This is a genomic window from Paenarthrobacter sp. NPDC089714 (assembly GCF_044748905.1).
Lineage (GTDB): Bacteria > Actinomycetota > Actinomycetes > Actinomycetales > Micrococcaceae > Arthrobacter.
In genome coordinates, this window is sequence record NZ_JBIVGX010000010.1 from 39,585 (window position 1) to 57,792 (window position 18,208).

The following is an 18,208-nucleotide window of genomic DNA, read 5'->3' on the forward strand; positions in this document are numbered from 1 at the left end:
GGATGCAGGCCTAGACGGGGTCCGGTTCCGCAAGCTGCGGCAGGCACATGCAGCGGATCTCGAACACGGGGAGGCCTGCAGCCTCCTCGCCGTGGCCGGTGGCAATCAGGTATTCGCCGTCGAACATGTACACAGGAAGCTGTGGCGCGAGGTATTCGTTGTAGCGGCTGGGGTAGACCCATTGTCCGCGGATATCGAAAGCAGGGAGTGCGTACGTGTCCCTGCGGTTGTGGGCGCTGGGAAAGAGCTCATCGTCCACCATGTGGTAGCTGGCCAGCCCATACAGGTGATGGTGGTTCGTGTCTGTGGGAAAAAGGATTGCTTCAACTGCCATGGCCCCTCCGAGCGGTGTTGGACCGGCGCATCAGGCGCGTCGGTGGTTAGGTAAGGTTAAGCTAACCTAACCCCTGGGAGGGTGTCGAATGTTCCTCAGTGTGACGTTGCTTGCAGCGGCAGTTCCTGCTGCGCAGCCACCTCACGGAGCAGGCGCACGGCGTGGCGGATGTTGGGGCTCGCCGTCATGGTCTTGCGGTACACGATCCCCACAGCGCGCTGCTGGACTGGATTCACCAAGGGAACAGCCACCACCGCAGTTGGGAGCGGTGGACGTCCCAGTCGGGGGACCAGTGCCACGGCCACTGCCTGCTCCACCATGGCGACGTGGGTCGAAAAGTCGGGATCGTAGACACGGATGTCCGGCACCCGGCCCAGGCCGGCGAAGATCTGCAGCAACGCCTCATTGCAGATGGCGCCTGCCGGGGTGCTCACCCACGTCTCGTCCAGCAGGTCTTCGCGCTCGACGGCGGTTCTCGCCGCGAGCGGGTGGGTGCAGTTGAGCAGGATGTCGGCTTGGTCAAGGCAGAGGTCCTCGAGCACCATGTTCTCCGGGATCACCAGCGGTACGGAATTCCAGTTGTGGACCACAGCGAGCTCGGCCTCGCCGGACGCGACGCGTTGGACGGCCTCGCGGGGGTCCTCGGCGAGGACGCTGATCTCCAGTGCGGAACCGGCTGCTGCCATCCTTCCCAGCATGGGGCCCACCAAGCCGCGGCAAGCTGTGGAGAAGGCCACCAGGCGCAGCAGGCCGGACGGCTTCTCTGGATCGGCGAGCAGCGTGGCCTGCAGCTCTTCCAGCTCGCCCAGGATGCGCCGCCCGTACCCGGCCAGGGCAAGGCCCCGCTCGGTGAGCAGCACGCCGCGCCCATTGCGTTCCAGCACGGCGACCCCCGCCTGCTTCTCAAGCTTCTTGATCTGCTGGGAAACGGCCGAGGGGCTGTAGCCCATGACCTCTGATGCTGCCACCACGGACCCGTGCTGCTCAACGGCTACCAAAGCCCGGAGTGCGGAAATGTCAATCATGAAGTAAATCTACGTTGTTTCATGCTGAATTCAACGCTGGTGCTTCATCGACCATCGCGTCAAAGTTAAGCTGTGAACCTTCGCCATTCCTTGCTCGCGGTCATTGTCGCCGTCCTTTGGGGCATCAACTTCGTTGCCATCGACCTTGGGTTGCACCCTGCTGGCCACGATGTCCCGCCGCTGCTCTTCGTGGCCTTCCGTTTCCTTCTGGTGGTCTTTCCTTGCATCCTCTTCATCCGCAAACCGGACGTGGGCTGGAAGGCCATTGTCGGCGTCGGGCTTTTCATGAGCGCCGGGCAATTCGGACTTTTGTACCTGGGCATGGCGTTGGGTATGCCTGCGGGCCTGGCTTCGCTGGTCCTGCAGGCGCAGGTGCTTTTCACCATCTTGCTTGCCTCGCGGATCCTGGGGGAGCGGCCTTCGCGGCGGCAAATGGTCGGCGTGGTCCTGGGCATCGCCGGATTGGGAGTCGTTGCGTTGGGGCGGAGTGCCGTGGCTCCCGTGCTGCCGCTCATGATCGTGCTGGCGGCCGCCTTGTCGTGGGCGGTTGGGAACGTGGTGGCCCGGCACTCGAAGGCCACCTCCGGGCTCGGTCTAGTGGTCTGGTCAGGAGCCGTGGTTCCTGTGCCGTTGGCGGCGCTGTCCTTGGTGGTGGATGGTCCGCAGGCGGTGATTGGAACCATCGTGGATCTGCAGCCGGCCACCATCCTGAGCGCGGTGTATACGGCCGTGTTCGCCTCGCTGATTGGCTACGGGATCTGGAACAGGCTCCTGACGTTGTACCCGAGTTCCGACGTCGTGCCTTTCACGCTGCTGGTTCCCGTGGTGGGGATGACCGCCGCATGGCTGGTGCTTGGCGAAGTACCGACGCCCGCCGAGATCCTGGGCGGCTTGGTCCTGCTCCTCGGCGTGGCGACGGCTGTGCTGGGAGTGTCCCGCAAACCACCTGTTGTGGGGTCTGCTCTACGGGCCAAAGCGCTCCGGTAGCGCGTTCTGCGGGCCCGCTGGCGTTGGGGGCTACCGCTTGGGGGCGGGTTTGCGTTGGGCGGAGGCGTTCGACGGCGGTCGCTTGGCTGGTGTGGCCGCCTTGCCGACCTGCGCGGGGCGCTTGACGGTTGCGGGATTAGGGCGTTTGGCCGCGGCCGGCCGGGGTTGGGTGGGTCGGCCCTGGGCAGGCCGGCCCTGGACGGGCCGAGCGGCGGGTCTCTTCGCCGGCACTGATCCGGCAGGTCGCTTGGCGGCGGGACGCTTGCCGGGCCTGGCGGCGACGGGCTGGGCGCGGGAACCGAAGCCCGGCAACACCGCACCGAGGAACAAGATCCCCAGGGTCCCCACTCCGGCCACCGCGGCCAGATAAAAGTAGATGTCCGAATCTTTGCTGCTCACAGCGCTTCCCAAGGCGTTGGAGTCCTGGTTGAAGGCGAGGCCCCACATGCGCAGGAACGCGATACCGAAGCCAATGAACAAGGCGGTGCCGGCGGCGGCGAGGAGGACCACAAGGTACCGGCGCCGGTTGAAGACCTGTATCAGGGAAGCCAGGTAGCACGTGAGGACGGCGCCCAGGAGCAGGTACAGGACCACTTCCTCCAGGACGGCGGCGGCCAGGACCAGCAATCCGAGGGAGACGACAGCGGCAATGATGGCTAGTTTTCCACTGTTCCCCATGTGACGCATGAGGTTAATCATCGCCGACCAAGCCGCCGCGCCACGCCGTCGTAGATTGCAGTTGCGTACCGTTGTGTGGGCCGCGTGCCACTACTTGATGACGTATCCGTGCATGATGGTCATCACCGCGGCCACGCTCTGCTCGCGGGTGCGCTCGGGGTTGTAGGTTTGCCGGTCCAGTCCCACCACGAAGATGGCCCCGAAGATGGCTGCTTCCAGGCTTCCCCGTGCAATGGACGTGTCCACCGTGTACCCGGAAGCCACGCCCTCCACCGCTGAACCGATCACGGCAAGGAGCTCACCGCGGAGCTCGGCGAACACTGCACTCCATTCGCCCGGCGCCCGCCAATTCTCGCTGACCCAGAGCCGGGCGAAGGAAGGGTAGTCGTCCATGAACTCCATGGCCTGGTCCACCATGTTCTTCATGGCCTCCAGGGGATCGTCAGTCTGTCCTTCGATGGCTTGCAGACGCCCCAGCATGATGTCCACGCCATGCCTGAGCAATTGCGCGATCAGGTCTGACTTGCTGCCGAAGTTGTAGTAGACCGTGCCCTTGGATACACCTGCTGCGGCGGCGATTTCGTCCACGGTGACCCCGGCTGCCCCGCGTTCGCCGATGAGTTCCATGGACGCCTCGAACAGGCGTTGCTTGGTGGCGTTGGTGCGCTCGGGCCGGAGTTTCTTCTCTCCAGTTCCCGGCGGGGCGGTGCTCATACTGCGATCTCCGGCTTCAGGGTCTTCAAGGTCCACATCTTGTGCTTGCGGACGGCGAGCGTAGACAGTGCCGCTCCCAGCAAAGTGTAACCAAGCAAGCCAAGGACGGTGGGCCAGATCATGGTCAGCTCGCCGCCGTAGATCAGGTGGCGCATGCCCGTCACCACGTAGCCCATGGGGAGGACCTCGTGCACCACGTGGAGCGGCATGGGCGTGGTCTGCCAGGGGAATGTGCCGCCGGAGGAGACGAGTTGGAGGACCAGCAGGATCAGCACCACGAACTTTCCGGGCGTACCCAGGAGCGCCACGATGCCTTGGATGATCGCGCTGAAGGCCATGACGGCGGCCAGCATGAACAGCCACATTCCGATGGGGTGCGCGGCGTTAAGTCCCAGGCCGAGGTTCACCACGACCGTGAGGATGGTGGCCTGCAACACCGAAACCACGAAGAACGGCAGCCAGCCGCCCACGGCGATCTTCCACGCCGGGGCATTGGACGCCAGGGCCCGCTGGGTGATGGGCCGCATGGCCTGGACCAGCATGAACACGCCGATCCAGAGGGCGAGTGTGAGGAAGAACGGTGCCAGCCCTGCGCCGTAGGAACCGGCCTTCGCCTGGGAGACGTTCTCCACCGCCACAGGATCCGCGATGACCTTGGAGACGTTGCTCTTCTGCTCGTCGTTGGGGTTCGGAATGTCACCGGCACCCTTGGCAAGCTCGGACGCCAGTGTGTGCGCGCCATCGTTGGCTGTCGCGGCGCCTGTGGCAAGTTGTCCCGCGCCGTCGTCGAGTTGGCGTGCACCGCCGTCGAGCTTGGTGGAGCCATCCAGGGCGGCCTGCTGGCCCGTGGCAAGGGTGGACGCTCCGGTGCTCAGCTTCCCCGCACCGTCCGCGGCCTGCGAGATGGCATCGGTCAGCGCGGGCGTCGCTCCGGCGAGCTTCGCTGCCCCGGCACTCACGGCGGCCGAACCGTCGGAAAGCTGTTGGATCTTGGCGGCGTCGCCCGTGATCTTTGCCTTGGCATCGGTCACCGGGCTGGACGTGGCGGCGGCGTCGATGTCGGCGAGGACTTTGTCCGCCTGCTCCTGGGTCAACACGCCCGCGGCAACCAGCCGCGCGTTGGATTCGACGACGCGGTTCCGGAGGCCTTTGTCCGCGGCGTCCAACTGCCCGACGACGTCCTGCACTTTCGCGTTCAACTGGGCGTTGCCCGCGGCTACTTGGGCGGCGCCGTCGGCAAGTTTCTTGGAATCCGACGGAAGCGTGGCGGTCTTGTTCTTCAGTTCTGTGAGGCCCGAGCTCAACTGGCCCGCCCCTGTGGTTAGCTGGTTGGCGCCATCGCGCAATTGGGTCTGGCCGGCCACCAGTTGATCCGCGCCGGTGACCAGTTGGCTGGTGCCGTCGTGAAGGGTGGTTGCGCCGTCGCTCAGCTTCCCCACGCCATCGGCCAATTGCCCGGCGCCGTCAGCGGCCTTGACGATGGACGCGTGGATGGTCCCGAAGCCCGTGAGGAGCTGGTTGGCCGTTTCCTCGCCCACTTCCTTGGCCACCGTTGAGTGCACCGCCGTAGTGAGCTTGTCCACGATGGTGCTCAGGAGGTAGTTGTTGGCATCGTTGGTGGTCACGTGGAGCATGGCCTGGTTGGCGGCATCGAAGCTGCCGGGCGAAACCAGGTTCGCGGAGAAATCCTTGGGAATGCGCAGGGCGAAGGCGTACTCGCCCGTCTTCACTCCAGCGTCGGCGGCTTCCGCATTGGAGACTTGCTTCCAGTTGAAGACGTGGCCGTCCACCAGGCTGTCGGCCACCTTCTTGCCTGCCTGGAGTTCGGTGCCGTCCTTCGACGTGGCGCCGGTGTCTTCCACCACCAGGGCAGCATCGATCTGGTTGAGGTTGCCGTAGGGGTCCCAGTTCGCGTAGAGGTAAACGGCCCCGTACAGGAGCGGCACCATGGTGAGGGCGAGGATGGTCAGCTTGGGCAGGAGCCCGCCGGTCATGCGCTTGAGTTCGGAGCGGGCAAGCCGCAGCACAGTCACTTTGCAGTCCTTTGAAGGTCTTGGTCTTCTTGGTGTTCTTCGGTAAGAGCGCTTTCGGGCTCGACGGCGGCACCTTCGGTTGAGGCTGCCAGCTCGGCTTCCGGTTGTGGTTCGGCTGGGTCCGGTTCGGCTTCCGTAGCGTGGGCTACCGAATTGCCGATCACAGCAGCAGGACCGTCCCATTCGTCCGGAAGGGCACTGACGGTCGCGACAACGGCAAGCGGCCTCCCGGCGTCGGACGCCAAATCCTGCAACCGGGGCAACCAAGCCGCGGGGTCGGCGCTGTGGCGATCGGGGGAGTCGACCACCAGGAGGTCGATCGCGGGGTCTGCCAGGGCGAGGGACGTCAGCAACTCAAGCCGGCGGCCCGCCGGAAGTTGTTCAATCCAGAGATCGGCGATGTCCTCGAAACGGTTGACCTTCAGCCACGGCTTGCTCAGCAGCGCGCCACGGTAGCGGCGGGGAATGAGGGACAGGTCCTCGGTGACGAGGTCGCGGACGCTCAGGTGCTGCTCGGGCTCGTTGACGCCGGGGGAATCGACCAGTGCGCTCGCGAGCCGGATCCTCTTGGTTTTGGTGGTGCTGTCCCAGGACAGGATTCCGTCGCTGGGCTTCATTCGGCCGCTCAGCGCAAGGGCGAGGGCGGTGCGCTGGTCCTGCCCTTCGCCCGAGATGAGGATGAGCTCGCCCCGCTTTGCTTCGAGCGAGGTGGGCGGCAGGAGATCGGTCCGGCGGCCGTTGATCTGGAGTTGCTGTACGGACAGCATGTGATCCCTTCAAGGGTGATGGGTTCTGGTTCTGCATCAATTCTAACTAAACTGACCAGTCAGTTCAAATAGAGTTCTCTCACTTGCCCGTCCAACCCGGCGTAGGCTTCTCCCATGACTGCCGAAAACTCCCGTGAATTCGATGTGATCGTTCTTGGCGCCGGTGCCGTGGGGGAAAACGTAGCGGACAGGGTGGTTCGTGGCGGATTGTCGGCGGTGATCATCGAAAGTGAGCTGGTGGGCGGCGAATGCTCCTACTGGGCGTGCATTCCTTCGAAGGCGCTGTTGAGGCCGGGCACCGTCCTGCACGCGGCCCAGTTGGTGCCCGGTGCCTCCGAGGCAGTGACCGGAACCGTGGATGCGGAGGCAGCCCTCAAGCACCGCGATTGGTTCACCAACAACTGGCAGGACGGCGGCCAGGTGGAGTGGCTGGACGGCGCAGGCATTGAGCTGATCCGCGGCCGCGGGCGCATCACGGGCCCCCGCGAAGTCCAGGTTGATGGCCTGGACGGAAACAGCTACGCACTCAAGGCCCACCACGCCGTCGTCGTCGCAACGGGTTCCACGCCGACCATCCCGGACATCGAGGGCCTGGCAGACGTCCCCTTCTGGACTACCCGTGGCGCCACCGCGGCCAAGGAAGTCCCGCGTCGGTTCGTTGTGCTCGGTGGCGGCGTGGCCGGCGTTGAATTGGCGCAGGCGTTTGCCCGGCTGGGTTCGGATGTTGCCCTCGTTGCGCGGGGGCGGCTGCTCAGCAGCTACCCGGAAGAAGCTGCCAACCTGGTGCTCGCAGGACTCCGGGCCGATGGCGTTGCGGTCCACGTGCACACCGATGTGGAGAAAGTGGAGAAGAACGACGACGGCTCGGTCAGCGTGCTGCTGGACGGGACCACGCTCGTTGCCGACCAACTCCTGGTCGCTTCGGGCAGGCATCCCTCGCTGGCCAATCTTGGCCTGGAGAGCGTGGGCGTCGCCGCGGAGGACGGAAAACTCCGGCTCACAACGGATCCCAGCGGACTGGTGGAAGGCCCGGCCAGCGATGGCACCAGCGGCCTGTGGCTCTACGCGGCGGGTGATGCCGCGGGCAAGGTGCTCCTGACCCATCAGGGAAAATACGAGGCCCGCGCAACCGGCGATGCCATTGTTGCCCGGGCACGCGGCCACCTGCGCGGAGCCCCCAAACCGTGGAGCTCCTTGGCGCACACGGCCAACGACCACGCCATCCCCAGCGTCGTTTTCACTGATCCAGAAGTTGCCTCAGTGGGGCCGTCGCTGGAGCATGCCCTGCTGCAAGGGAAGAACGTGACGGGTGTCGAATTGCCCATCAACGTCTCGGGGTCCCAGCTGTACTCCTCCGATTACAAGGGCTGGGCTCAGATCGTGGTGGACGAGGACCGCAAGGTGATCCTTGGCGCGACGTTCGTTGGCCCCGGCGTCGCGGAGTTGCTGCATTCGGCCACGATCGCGATCGTCGGAGAGGTTCCGCTGGACCGGTTGTGGCATGCTGTACCTTCCTACCCCACCATCAGCGAGGTGTGGCTGCGCCTGCTGGAGAAGTACGGGCTCTAGCAGCCCCGCAACGAAGGGCTAGGCGTGCATTGCTCCCTTGAACCAGCCTGTGATGGTGGCAGGGTGGGTGATCGCGGTGCCCACCACCACGGCGAAGGCACCGGCGTCGAGGGCTTGGCGGGCTTGGGCGGGGGTGTGGATGCGGCCCTCGGCGATGAGCGGCTTTCCCAGCTCTGCCGAGGCAATCTGATCCAGGAGTCCCAAGTCCGGGCCGTCGGTCTTGGGGCGCTCGCCGGTGTAGCCGGCAAGGGTGGTGCCAATGAGGTCAGCGCCTGCTTCAACGGCAGCAACGGCGTCCTCGAAGGAACCACAGTCGGCCATCACCAGTGCGTGGGATTCGGCATGGATTCCGGCCACGGTGTCAGCCAGGGAGAGCCTGTCCGGCCGTGGCCGCCGGGTGCCGTCGACCGCCACAACATGCGCTCCCGCATTGGCTACGGCCAGGGCGTGCCGGAGGGTTGGGGTGATGAAGACGCCGTCGTGCCCGTCCTTCCAGAGGCCGATCACCGGAACCTCGACGGCGGTACGAGTCAACTGCACGTCGGCCAATCCTTGGACGCGGATCGCCGCCGCACCACCGATCACGGCTGAGGCAGCAACCTGGCCAGTGGTCCGGGGATCGCGCATCGGTTCGCCGGGGTACGCCTGGCAGGAAACGATGAGCTGGGAACGGACGGCTTCGAGGCCATCGGGGGTCAGGATCACAGGTCTTTCCTTAGCTAAGAACGAGTTTCGCGGCGCCTACGATGGCCGCGGTGTTGCCGAGGGTTGCCGGGACGACAGGGACGGCGGCCAGGGGAGCAAGGAGTTCCTGGCGCAGCGCGGCTTCCATGGGTTTCCACCAGAGCTCGCCCGCATCGGCGAGGCCGCCTGAGATGACCACTGTTTCGGGGTCGAGGATGTTGATGAGTCCACCCACGGCTTGGCCGGCGGCGGTGGCACCCAGTTCGATGGCGCGGGAGGCGGCGGTGCGGCTGGCCGCGGAGTTGGCGGCAGCGCCGGCGTCGTGCTTCTCGGCGAAACCCGAGGCGAGCGCAAACACGCCGCGGGTATCGGCAGCGAGGACAGAAGAACCGCCGAACCGGAGGTAGGCCTCATGGATGGCCGGCCCGGACGCGATGGCCTCCACGTGCCCGGAGCCACCGCACACGCAGGGCAAGGGAACACCATCAAAAGCCGCCAGCGGTGAAGCGAAATGCCCCACGTGCCCGCCCACAAACCGGTGGCCCAGAAGAGGCGCGCCGTTCAGCACAAAGCTGCCGCCGACGCCTGTCCCGAACGCCACCATCAGGGAACTCGAGGAACCTGCGGCGGCACCCAGCCAGGCCTCTCCGAGGGCGTGGGCATGGACATCGTTGACGGCGCGGAGGGCCGAGGACGGAATCGAAAGCCGCAAGGAAAGCCCGGCAGCCAGTTCAGTCCCGGCCCAGCCGAGGATGGCATCGGTGGCGGACACCACGGATCCAGTAACAGCATCAATGACCCCCGCGGAGCCGACACCGACGCCGGACACTGTCAGTCCGGCGTCGGCAGCGCGCTCCACCAAGCCCGCGATCAACGCTGCGGTGGCATCAAGGATCGCCTCGCCACCGGCCCGGTTCAGCGTCGGAATGGTGTCCGAGAGCAGCACCTCGCCTGAGGAGGAGACAACCCCGGCGGCGGTCTTGGTGCCGCCGAGGTCAACGCCGATCACGTGGGTCATGGAAGAGGTCATCGGAAGCTAGACCAGCCCGTTCCGCTCCAGGATTTCGCGGATCGCAGCGGTTTCGGTCTCGTTCAGGGACAGCATCGGCAAGCTCATGGTGTTGGATTCGATGACGCCCATGACCTGCAACGCGGTCTTGAAAGCGCCCAAGCCAGCGGCGCCGCCGGACACGCGGCCGTTGGGGGTGTAGACGATCTCGAAGACGTCGGCCAAGCGGTCCTGCTCGCGCGCTGCCGAAGCCCAATCGCCGGCCTGCGCAGCGTCGAAGAGGCGGCGGTAGCCGGCGGGGTCCACGTTGCCAAGGCCCGGGACGACGCCCTGCGCGCCGCCCAGGAGGGCGCCATCCACTACAACTTCGTGACCCGTGAAGATATCGAAATTGGGGATGTCCTTGGCAGCGAGGAGCAACTGGCGGAAGGAGACATCGTCGCCGGAGGAGTCCTTCACGCCGGCGATCACGCCGTCGCGGCCGAGGCGGACCAGGAGGTCCGTGGGCAGCTTGAAGTGCGTGCGGACGGGCACGTCGTAGGCGAAGATGGGCTTCTGGATGGCCTCGTGGATGCTGCGGAAGTGGGTCTCGGTTTCCGCAACGTTTCCGATCGCGTAGTACATGGAGGTCACCACGATCGCATCTGCGCCGAGGTCCACCACCTTGCGGGCTTCTTCGATGACGCGGTTGGTGGTTTGCTCGTTCGCACCCACGATCAGGGGAACTGCACCGGCATTGGCGTCGGCGATGGTGGAGACCACCAGTTCACGTTCGGCGTTGGTCATGTAGGGGATTTCGCCGGAGGAACCCAGCACGAACAGCCCGGATACACCGCCGTCGATCAGGTGCTTGGTGACGTTCTTCAACGACTGGGTGTCGATGCTGCCATCGGCGTGGCGGGGCGTGATGACCGGGGGGATGACGCCCTGGAACTGAGTGGACACAGAAATCTCCGATGTTGGTAACTAGTGAAGGGAAAAGCTAGATGTGGAGCAGGCTGGGCGCGGCGCCCAGGAGCTTCCGCGTGTAGTCGTTGCTGGGATTGTCGAAGACCTGGGCGGCTGTGCCTTGTTCGACGATCTTGCCGAAGTACATGACGCAGATCCGGTCCGAGACGTAGCGGACGGTCTGGATATCGTGCGAAATGAACACCATGCCCAGGTTCAGCTGCGTCTTCAGGTCGGAGAGCAGGTTCAGCACCTGCGCCCGGACAGAGACGTCCAGGGCCGACGTCGGCTCGTCCGCCACAATGATGTCCGGTTCCAGCGCCAGTGCGCGGGCGATCGCCACGCGCTGGCGCTGGCCGCCGGAAACTTGCGACGGCGTCACTTCGGCCGCCGATTGCGGCAGGCCTACCAGCGCCAACAGTTCCTTGACCTTGGCGGCGCGGGAGGATGCGTTGCCGATGCCGTGGACCTGCAGGGGATCGGTCAGGATGTCCTGGGTGGTCATACGCGGGTTCAGGGCCGTGGACGGATCCTGGAACACCACGGAGACGGAGCGGCCGAACTCGCGGCGCATGGCCGCGCTGCGCTTGATGGCCGGCTTTCCGTGGAACAGGACATTTCCCGACGTCGGGGGCTGGAGTCCCACGAGCACTGACGCGAGCGTGGACTTGCCGCAGCCCGACTCCCCAACGATGCCCACGGTTTCGCCGCGGCTGATGCTGAAGTCGACGCCGTCAACGGCCTTGACGATGTTTGGCCGGAAGAGTCCGCCGGTTCGTGCCCGGTGATGGACCTTGACGTCCCTGAGCTCGATGACTGGTGTGCTCACTTCGCGTCCTCCTTCAGGTGGCTCGCCCAGTAGTGGTCCGTGTCTTCGCCGCTGCTTGACGCCACGGAGGTGAGGACCAATTTCTGGTGGGGATCGGCGTCGGGCCTCAGTGAGCGCGCCGCGAAACGGTCGCCCGTGGCGAAATCGCGCGGCGAAGGAACCGTGCCGGGGATCTGGTGGAGCCGGGTGGCGTCGGCTTCGATGGAGAGCACGGCGCCGAGCAAGCCCCGGGTGTATTCGTGCTTGGGGTTCTGCAGGAGCTCCGAAGCCTGTGCGGATTCCACTACCTGGCCGGCGTACATCACGGTGATGCGGTGAGCCAGGGAGGCGACCAGGGCGAGGTCGTGGCTGACGAACACCATGGCGAATCCGAGTTGCTCACGGAGTTCGTTGAGGAGGTCCACCACCTGCTTCTGCACCGTGACGTCCAGGGCAGTGGTGGGCTCGTCAGCAACCACGATCTTCGGCGAACGGGACAGGGCCATGGCAATCAGCACGCGCTGGCGTTGTCCACCCGAGAGCTCGTGCGGGTAACTGGCGAGTGTCCGGACGGGATCCAGCTTCACCATTTCCAGCAGTTCGGCCGGGGTCTTCCTGCCGCCACGCTTGGTGAGCTGCTCCATTTGCTCCTTGATCTTCATGGACGGGTTCAAGGAACTCAACGCGTCCTGGTAGACCATGGCGATCTGCTCGCCGCGAAGGCCAACGTAGGCTTTCGGGTTGCTGTGCTTGGTGTTGGCGTCCAGGAGTTCCTTGCCATCGAAAGTGATGGATCCGGTGACCTCCGCGGTTTTCGGGAGGAGGCCCATGACGGCCAGCGAGGTGATGGACTTGCCGCAGCCGGACTCGCCGACCAGTCCCATGGTTTCGCCTTCCCGGACAGTGAAGGACACGTTGTCCACGATCGCGGTGTCGCCGAAGCGGCCGGGGAAACGGATGGACAGGTTCTTCACCTCGAGGACGTTGCGTGCGCCTGCCGGTACCTGCGGGAGGCGGTCGGTGCGCTTCGCTTCGATTTCTGCCAGCAACGCAAGTTCCCGGTCCAGGAGGAGGTGCGGGTTGGCGGTGTCTGTCCGAACATGGGTGGGCAGGTCTGACTGGCTGCCCCCGGAACCGGCCCCCAGGCCGGAAGCTGCGCGCACGCCGTCGAGCTCGTGTTCCTCAACAACGGAAGGCTGGGCAACTGACGTTGCCACCTCGGTGTCCACGGTCAGGGCAGCGGTGGAGCCGTCGTCGTCCTTCACCACGGGAGCCCGGCGAAGCTTGGGGTTGACCATCGCGTCGGTAAGGCCCTCGGCGAGGATGTTCAGGGACAGTACGGTCAGCAGGATGGTGAGGCCGGCGAAGGTGGTGGCCCACCAGCCACCGGACAGGACCAGGTTTCGGCCGTAGGAGATCACGTTGCCCCACGACGGAGCAGGATCCTGCACGCCCGCGCCCAGGAAGGACAGGGAGGCTTCGAGGATGATCGCGTCGGCCACCATGACGGTGGCGAACACCAGCACGGGGGCAGCGGTGTTGCGGACGATGTGCTTGACCAGGATGTAGAAACGGCCGGCACCCATGACCCGCTCTGCCCGGACGTAGTCTTCGCCGTACTGGGCCAGGACGTTGGCGCGGACCACGCGGGCCAGCTGCGGGGTGTAGATGATGGCGATCGCGATGATGATGGTCGGAACCGAGTTGCCGAACGCTGCCAGGAGTACTGCTGCCAGGGCGATGCCCGGGAAGGCCATCAGGATGTCCATGATGCGCATGATGATCTCGTTCACGGACTTGCTGGACGTCGCGGCGAACGAACCCAGGAGCGCGCCCACCAGGATCGCGAGACCCACGGCGCCGAGGCCGATCATCAGCGAGGACTGCGCGCCAAACAGGAGCCGGGAGAAGATGTCGCGACCCAACCGGTCGGTGCCGAAGAAGTGCTCGGCGCCCGGCGGGGTGGCCGGAATGAAGGTCTCCAGCGGATCATGCGGCGCCAGGACCGGCGCCAGGATGGCTGCGAGGACAATGAGGATGAGGAAGAGCAGGGCGATACGCGATCCCCAGGGCAGGGCTTTGAAACGAAGGCCCGGGGCGCTCAGCCGATCTGCGAGCTTGCTGCGCATGAGCTATACCGTCCTGATTCGGGGGTTGATGAGCAGGTAAAGAAGGTCCACCACGATGTTCACCAGAACGAAGGTGACGGAGATGGTGAGCACCACGCCCTGGACGAGGTTGACGTCCAGGTTGGTGATGCCGTTGAGGATCAATTGGCCCATGCCGGGCAAGGCGAAAATCATTTCAATCACGACGGCGCCACCGAGCAGGTAGCCGACGCGGAGTCCCAGCACGGTCACCGGGGTGACGAGCGCGTTGCGGAGGACGTTCTTGGAGACGACCTCGCGGTAGGGGACACCGTTGCCGATCGCTGTGCGGACATAGTCGCGGTCCAGCTCTTCCACCATGGAGGTGCGGACCACTCGGATCAGCGAGGCGGACACGGGAATGCCGAGCGCCAAAGCCGGGAGCGCCATGGAGTTGAGCCAACCGCCAAAGCCGGATTCCGGCGTCGCAATTCCGCCCGAGGGGAACATCGGGTTCTCGCCGAGCGCGAACCACTGGATGAGCAGGATGCCGAGCCAGAACGACGGCGTGGCGATCGCGGCAATCGAAAAGACACGGACCAACTGGTCCTGCCACTTGTCGCGGTAGAGAGCGCCCATGATGCCGAAGGCGAGGGACAGGACGATCGCGATCACGACGCCCAGGAACGTCAGCTGCAACGTCAGGGGGAAAGCCGAACCGATCATGGAAGCGACGGACTTGGCAGGGGGAGTGGTGACCCCGAGATCGAACTGCAGGAGCTTGCCGAGGAAGCGGAAGTACTGCAGGACCAGGGGATCGTTGAGGCCATTCTCCTGGCGGTACTGCTGCTTCGCTTCTTCGCTGGCCCCGTCACCGAGGGCCGAGCTGGCCTGGTCGCCGGGAGCGGCCTGCAGGACGAGGAAGACGAGCAACGTGATGCCCAGGATCATCAATGGCAAGGCTGCAAGCCTGCGGCCAAGCAGACGCAATATCGTGACCAATTTGTTCTCCGGTAGGTTGGGAATTTCTTGGCTTGCGGGCCTGCCCTGCGTGCTTTGGGGTTTTAGCGCACAGAGCAGGCCTCACAAGGAACTAGGCGGTTCGTCCGACGTCGACGAACGACAGGCCTGTCGTGGGCAGCGGCTTGAAGCCGTTGAGCTTCTTCTCGTCCCACGCGCTGGGAAGCTGGCGGTGGAAGATCGGGTAGAGCGGAAGTTCCTCGGAGACCAGGTCCACGATTTCGCCTACGGTCTTCTTGGCCTCATCGCCGGAGGCCTGCGAACCCTTGTTCATGAGGTCCTGCAGCTTGGTACGCTCCGGGGTGGTCCAGAAGGCACGCTTTTCCATCCAGGTGGCTCCCGAGTAGAACCAGCTCAGGAGCAGGTCCGCGTCGTTGCCGAAGACGGACGGATCGCCGGGGGCCGCGACCACGGTGTAATCGCCCTTGCCCACGCGGTCGCTGTACAAGGCACCGGACTGGAGGTTCTTGACGGTGACCTTGACGCCGGGGATCTTGTTCCAGGATTCGAGGATCAGCGGAGCAACGTCCTTGACCCAGGCGGTGTCAGTGGTCAGCAACTCGAATTCGAGGTTGCTGACTCCGGCCTGCTTCAGGAGGTCGGCAGCCTTGGAGGCGTCGTAGCCGTAGACGTTCTTGGCCTTGACGTAGTCCGGGTGGCCTTCCTGGAAGTACGAGCTGGCGGCCTTGGCGTTGCCGAACAGGGCCTTCTTGATGATGGCTTCCTTGTCCATGCCGTAGTGCAGGGCCTGGCGGACCAGCTTGTTGTCGAACGGAGCCTTGGCGCAGTTGAACATGAGGAACAGCAGGCCGAAGGACTGGACGGACTCCACCTTGACCTTGGACTTCAAGCCGTCCACGTCCAGGTAGGGGACGTCCTCAATGGCCTGGACGCGGCCGGACTGGACTGCGGTGACGCGGGCTGCGGCGTCGGAGAGCAGCAACCAGTTCATGCCCTTGGCCAGGGCGGGCTTGGGGCCGTTGTAGTCTGCGAACGCCTCGAACACGATCTTGTCGTCCTTGACCGCGGACACCAGCTTGTACGGGCCGGAGCCCACCGGCTTGGCGTCGAAGGCCTTGAGGTCGGTGGCGAGTGCCTTGGGGACGATCTTGACCACGGAGATGCGCGGGCCGAAGCCGGGGAAGGCGTACTTGAGCGTGAATTCCACGGTCTTCGCATCAACCGGCTTGACGTCCTGGATGAACGGAATGAACTGGGAGAACAGCGACTTGTTGGCCGGGTCCATCACGCGGGTGAAGGAGAAGGCAACGTCTTCGGTGGTGACGGGGGAGCCGTCGTGGAACTTGGCGCCGTCGCGGATGGTCACCTGGTAGGTGGTGTCGTTGACCTTCTTGGGGTCCGATGCCGCGAGGGCGTTGTAGGGCTGGCGGGTGGCCGGGTGCAGTTCGATGAGGCCTTCGAAGATGTGCAGGTTGGCTGCCATGGGCGTTGCGCCGGAGGAGCTCAGCGGGTCGAAGCCAGTGGAGAGGGCGTAGGAGATGCCTGCCTCGATGATGAGGTCCTTGTTCACCGCCGCCGTGTTGCTTGCGTTGCTGGTGGTAGTGCTGGCAGCGCCGCCGCACGCAGAAAGGGTTGCCGTGAAGGCGGCTGCTGCACCAACTGCGCCGCTTAGCTTCAGGAAGTTCCGGCGGCTGGCGTCGTTGACCAGCGGCAGGCTGTGGATCGTCTTGCTCATAGGGTGCCTCACCATTCGAGTTTCGTGGGTTATCGGATGTAGGACGTCCGATGCTCGTATGGAAACTGTAAGGGCGGTCACAACGGAACGTCAAGCGGGAGTCGGGTGCCGGGGGAGCTGGCGGGGCCTCCGTGACGGGCGGTACAGGCCAGTAATGGCGGGAAATCCGAGGAATTCCCGCTACACACTTATCAAGGACGTGGGACATCCGATATTGTATGTTGCGAGTCACTCATTCTGTGGTGGGCGCTAAGCTCGCCTCAATATTAACACCGCGCTGCCCGGCACTGACGGGAGAGCGCATTGGCAAGGAGAGCGCCATGACAACTTCCGGTGTGGTTCCGCAAGCGCGGTTCAGTGCACAGGCACGCCTGCGTGCTTTGCAGTCGGACATTATGGAGCTGATCCTCGAACGCGAACTCGAAGCCGGCGATCCCTTGCCCACGGAAAGCGAGCTGTCGGTTGCCCTGGGTGTTGGGCGGAACACGCTCCGTGAGTCCCTGAAGGTGCTCCAGGCTCTGGGTGTCATCGAGATCCGCCACGGTTTCGGCATGTTCGTGGCCCCCAGCAACTTCGACGCGCTGGCCGACGGCCTCACGTTCCGCGGACGTTTGTCTCTGCGGCACCAAGGTCTCGAGGCCCTGCAATTGGTGGATGTCCGGCAGGCGCTCGAATCCGGACTCATTGGCACGTCCATCGACGTCATGACCCCCGATCAGCTTGCCCTGATCGAGGAAGCCGTCAAGCAGATGGAAGACCTGGCCGCCGCCGGAGAAAACTTCGTTGCCGCCGATGCCGAGTTCCACCGCCGCCTCTTCGAGCCCCTGAACAACGAACTCCTGATCAACCTCATGGGTGTGTTCTGGAAGGTCTACCGGAAGATCCATGTAGAGATCGGCGCGGGTAACGAGGACCTGGTCAAGACCGCAGCCATCCATCGCAACATCTACGCCGCCGTCGCTGCCGGGGACAAGGTGCTCGCAGCCGAGCTCCTCAACCGCCACTTCGACGGCATCCGCCGCCGCATCAGCGAGGCCGTTGGCGAGTAGCGCACGCAAACGCAAGGGCCGCCGTCGTGCTTTCCGCAAAAGTACGACGGCGGCCCTAGCGTTATCGTCGTGGCCACCCAACTGGGTCGCAGTTGTGCGCGTTTTGAGGGCTCATAACGCGCACTAATGCGACTTAGTTGGGTGTTAGCCGCGCCAGCCGGCCACCAGGACTGAGCGCAGGTAGTCGTAGCGGAACTCGTTGATGTTGTCCTGGTCCGAGAGCGACGCGATCCGGTGCGGAAGCGCAGTACCCGTGAGCGCGCCGACGCCAAAAAGGTAGGCCCATTCGTGGAAACCCCGCGGCTTGTCCGGCAACGCCTGGCGCATCACCGTAATGAAGTCCCGCGCCATGGGATCGAAGTACTCGGCGAGGATGCCGCGTTCATGGGCCGCCGGATCTGAAGCCTCCCGGAGGACAAGCCGCGCGAAGAGCTTTCCATCCGGTGTTTCCTGCGCCCGCAACGTTGGCAGGAGGAACGCCTCGACGATTCGTTCGACGGCGTCACCCGCCGAAGTGTCGACGGCGAGTACCTCACGGCGGCGTTCTTCGTTGAGGTGTTGGTAGCGGGCGAAGACTGCCTTGTAAAGATCCAGCTTGGTGGCGAAGTGGTAGATCACCAGCGGCGCCGTAGTGCCTATGTCCTCGGCGACGGCACGCATGGTTGTTGCTTCGAAGCCCCGGTCCGCGAACATCCTGACGGCGGCATCAAGGATCTGCTCGCGCCGACGTGTTCCCGCGGTATTCCCTTGCACTTCTGTGGACATGGTTTCCAGCCTATAGCTCCGTTCCCGACGGTCGT

At 64.7% G+C, this 18,208-nt stretch carries 17 protein-coding genes; 3 read left to right on the plus strand and 14 right to left on the minus strand.

Translation table 11 applies throughout. The features are described from left to right. Positions 1-10: 10 nt before the first annotated feature. Entirely contained in the window at positions 11-334 is a 324-nt protein-coding gene (locus tag ACIPY3_RS16495; RefSeq protein ID WP_400335832.1) for a hypothetical protein, read from the minus strand. Positions 335-429: 95 nt separating this feature from the next. After that, entirely contained in the window at positions 430-1,359 is a 930-nt protein-coding gene (locus tag ACIPY3_RS16500; RefSeq protein WP_400335834.1) for a LysR family transcriptional regulator, read from the minus strand. A 72-nt stretch (positions 1,360-1,431) separates the two neighbouring features. Between ACIPY3_RS16500 and ACIPY3_RS16505 the strand changes: the two genes are divergently transcribed. Further along, complete coding sequence (locus ACIPY3_RS16505) at positions 1,432-2,346, plus strand: EamA family transporter (RefSeq protein ID WP_400335836.1); 915 nt, start codon at positions 1,432-1,434, stop codon at positions 2,344-2,346. A 30-nt stretch (positions 2,347-2,376) separates the two neighbouring features. On the opposite strand, the gene ACIPY3_RS16510 is transcribed toward ACIPY3_RS16505, so the two are convergent. The 4 genes from ACIPY3_RS16510 to ACIPY3_RS16525 all read right to left on the minus strand — a co-directional run bounded on the left by ACIPY3_RS16510 (position 2,377) and on the right by ACIPY3_RS16525 (position 6,538). Next, on the minus strand, positions 2,377-3,024 hold the full coding sequence (locus ACIPY3_RS16510) for a hypothetical protein (RefSeq protein WP_400335839.1): 648 nt from the start codon (positions 3,022-3,024) through the stop codon (positions 2,377-2,379). A gap of 90 nt (positions 3,025-3,114) precedes the next feature. Then, positions 3,115-3,738 carry a TetR/AcrR family transcriptional regulator gene (locus ACIPY3_RS16515; protein WP_400335841.1) on the minus strand — a complete coding sequence of 208 codons (624 nt, stop codon included), beginning with the start codon at positions 3,736-3,738 and terminating at the stop codon, positions 3,115-3,117. Further along, complete coding sequence (locus tag ACIPY3_RS16520; RefSeq protein ID WP_400335843.1) at positions 3,735-5,771, minus strand: YhgE/Pip family protein; 2,037 nt, start codon at positions 5,769-5,771, stop codon at positions 3,735-3,737. Before ACIPY3_RS16520 ends, ACIPY3_RS16515 begins: the two co-directional genes overlap by 4 nt. Then, positions 5,768-6,538, minus strand: a complete 771-nt coding sequence (locus ACIPY3_RS16525) for an ABC transporter ATP-binding protein (RefSeq protein WP_400335844.1) — start codon at positions 6,536-6,538, stop codon at positions 5,768-5,770. The genes ACIPY3_RS16520 and ACIPY3_RS16525 overlap by 4 nt, the downstream gene beginning before the upstream one ends. A gap of 114 nt (positions 6,539-6,652) precedes the next feature. On the opposite strand from ACIPY3_RS16525, the gene ACIPY3_RS16530 reads away from it, so the two are divergent. Beyond that, positions 6,653-8,107 carry a dihydrolipoyl dehydrogenase family protein gene (locus tag ACIPY3_RS16530; RefSeq protein WP_400335846.1) on the plus strand — a complete coding sequence of 485 codons (1,455 nt, stop codon included), beginning with the start codon at positions 6,653-6,655 and terminating at the stop codon, positions 8,105-8,107. Positions 8,108-8,125: 18 nt separating this feature from the next. Here ACIPY3_RS16530 and ACIPY3_RS16535 read toward each other — a convergent pair whose 3' ends face one another. From ACIPY3_RS16535 to ACIPY3_RS16565, 7 genes are all read right to left on the minus strand, one after another. Then, on the minus strand, positions 8,126-8,812 hold the full coding sequence (locus tag ACIPY3_RS16535) for an N-acetylmannosamine-6-phosphate 2-epimerase (protein WP_400335849.1): 687 nt from the start codon (positions 8,810-8,812) through the stop codon (positions 8,126-8,128). Positions 8,813-8,822: 10 nt separating this feature from the next. Then, a complete protein-coding gene (locus tag ACIPY3_RS16540; protein ID WP_400335852.1) occupies positions 8,823-9,809 on the minus strand; it encodes an ROK family protein in 987 nt (328 codons plus the stop codon). 18 nt (positions 9,810-9,827) lie between these two features. Beyond that, a complete protein-coding gene (locus ACIPY3_RS16545) occupies positions 9,828-10,745 on the minus strand; it encodes a dihydrodipicolinate synthase family protein (protein ID WP_400335855.1) in 918 nt (305 codons plus the stop codon). A 37-nt stretch (positions 10,746-10,782) separates the two neighbouring features. Next, entirely contained in the window at positions 10,783-11,577 is a 795-nt protein-coding gene (locus ACIPY3_RS16550; RefSeq protein WP_400335857.1) for an ATP-binding cassette domain-containing protein, read from the minus strand. Next, the gene (locus tag ACIPY3_RS16555; RefSeq protein WP_400335859.1) at positions 11,574-13,685 is read right to left on the minus strand and encodes a dipeptide/oligopeptide/nickel ABC transporter permease/ATP-binding protein; all 2,112 of its coding nucleotides are present in this window, start codon (positions 13,683-13,685) and stop codon (positions 11,574-11,576) included. The genes ACIPY3_RS16550 and ACIPY3_RS16555 overlap by 4 nt, the downstream gene beginning before the upstream one ends. 3 nt (positions 13,686-13,688) lie before the next feature. Further along, positions 13,689-14,645 (minus strand): ABC transporter permease, encoded by a 957-nt coding sequence (locus ACIPY3_RS16560; RefSeq protein WP_400335861.1) that lies wholly within the window; start codon positions 14,643-14,645, stop codon positions 13,689-13,691. Between the two features lie 91 nt (positions 14,646-14,736). Further along, positions 14,737-16,359 (minus strand): ABC transporter substrate-binding protein, encoded by a 1,623-nt coding sequence (locus ACIPY3_RS16565; protein ID WP_400335864.1) that lies wholly within the window; start codon positions 16,357-16,359, stop codon positions 14,737-14,739. Positions 16,360-16,679: 320 nt separating this feature from the next. Here ACIPY3_RS16565 and ACIPY3_RS16570 point away from each other — a divergent pair, with 320 nt between their 5' ends. Continuing rightward, positions 16,680-17,408 (plus strand): FadR/GntR family transcriptional regulator, encoded by a 729-nt coding sequence (locus ACIPY3_RS16570; protein ID WP_400335866.1) that lies wholly within the window; start codon positions 16,680-16,682, stop codon positions 17,406-17,408. A 144-nt stretch (positions 17,409-17,552) separates the two neighbouring features. Here the strand turns inward: ACIPY3_RS16570 and ACIPY3_RS16575 are convergent, their stop codons facing one another. Continuing rightward, positions 17,553-18,173 carry a TetR/AcrR family transcriptional regulator gene (locus tag ACIPY3_RS16575; protein WP_400335868.1) on the minus strand — a complete coding sequence of 207 codons (621 nt, stop codon included), beginning with the start codon at positions 18,171-18,173 and terminating at the stop codon, positions 17,553-17,555. Between the last annotated feature and the right edge of the window lie 35 nt (positions 18,174-18,208).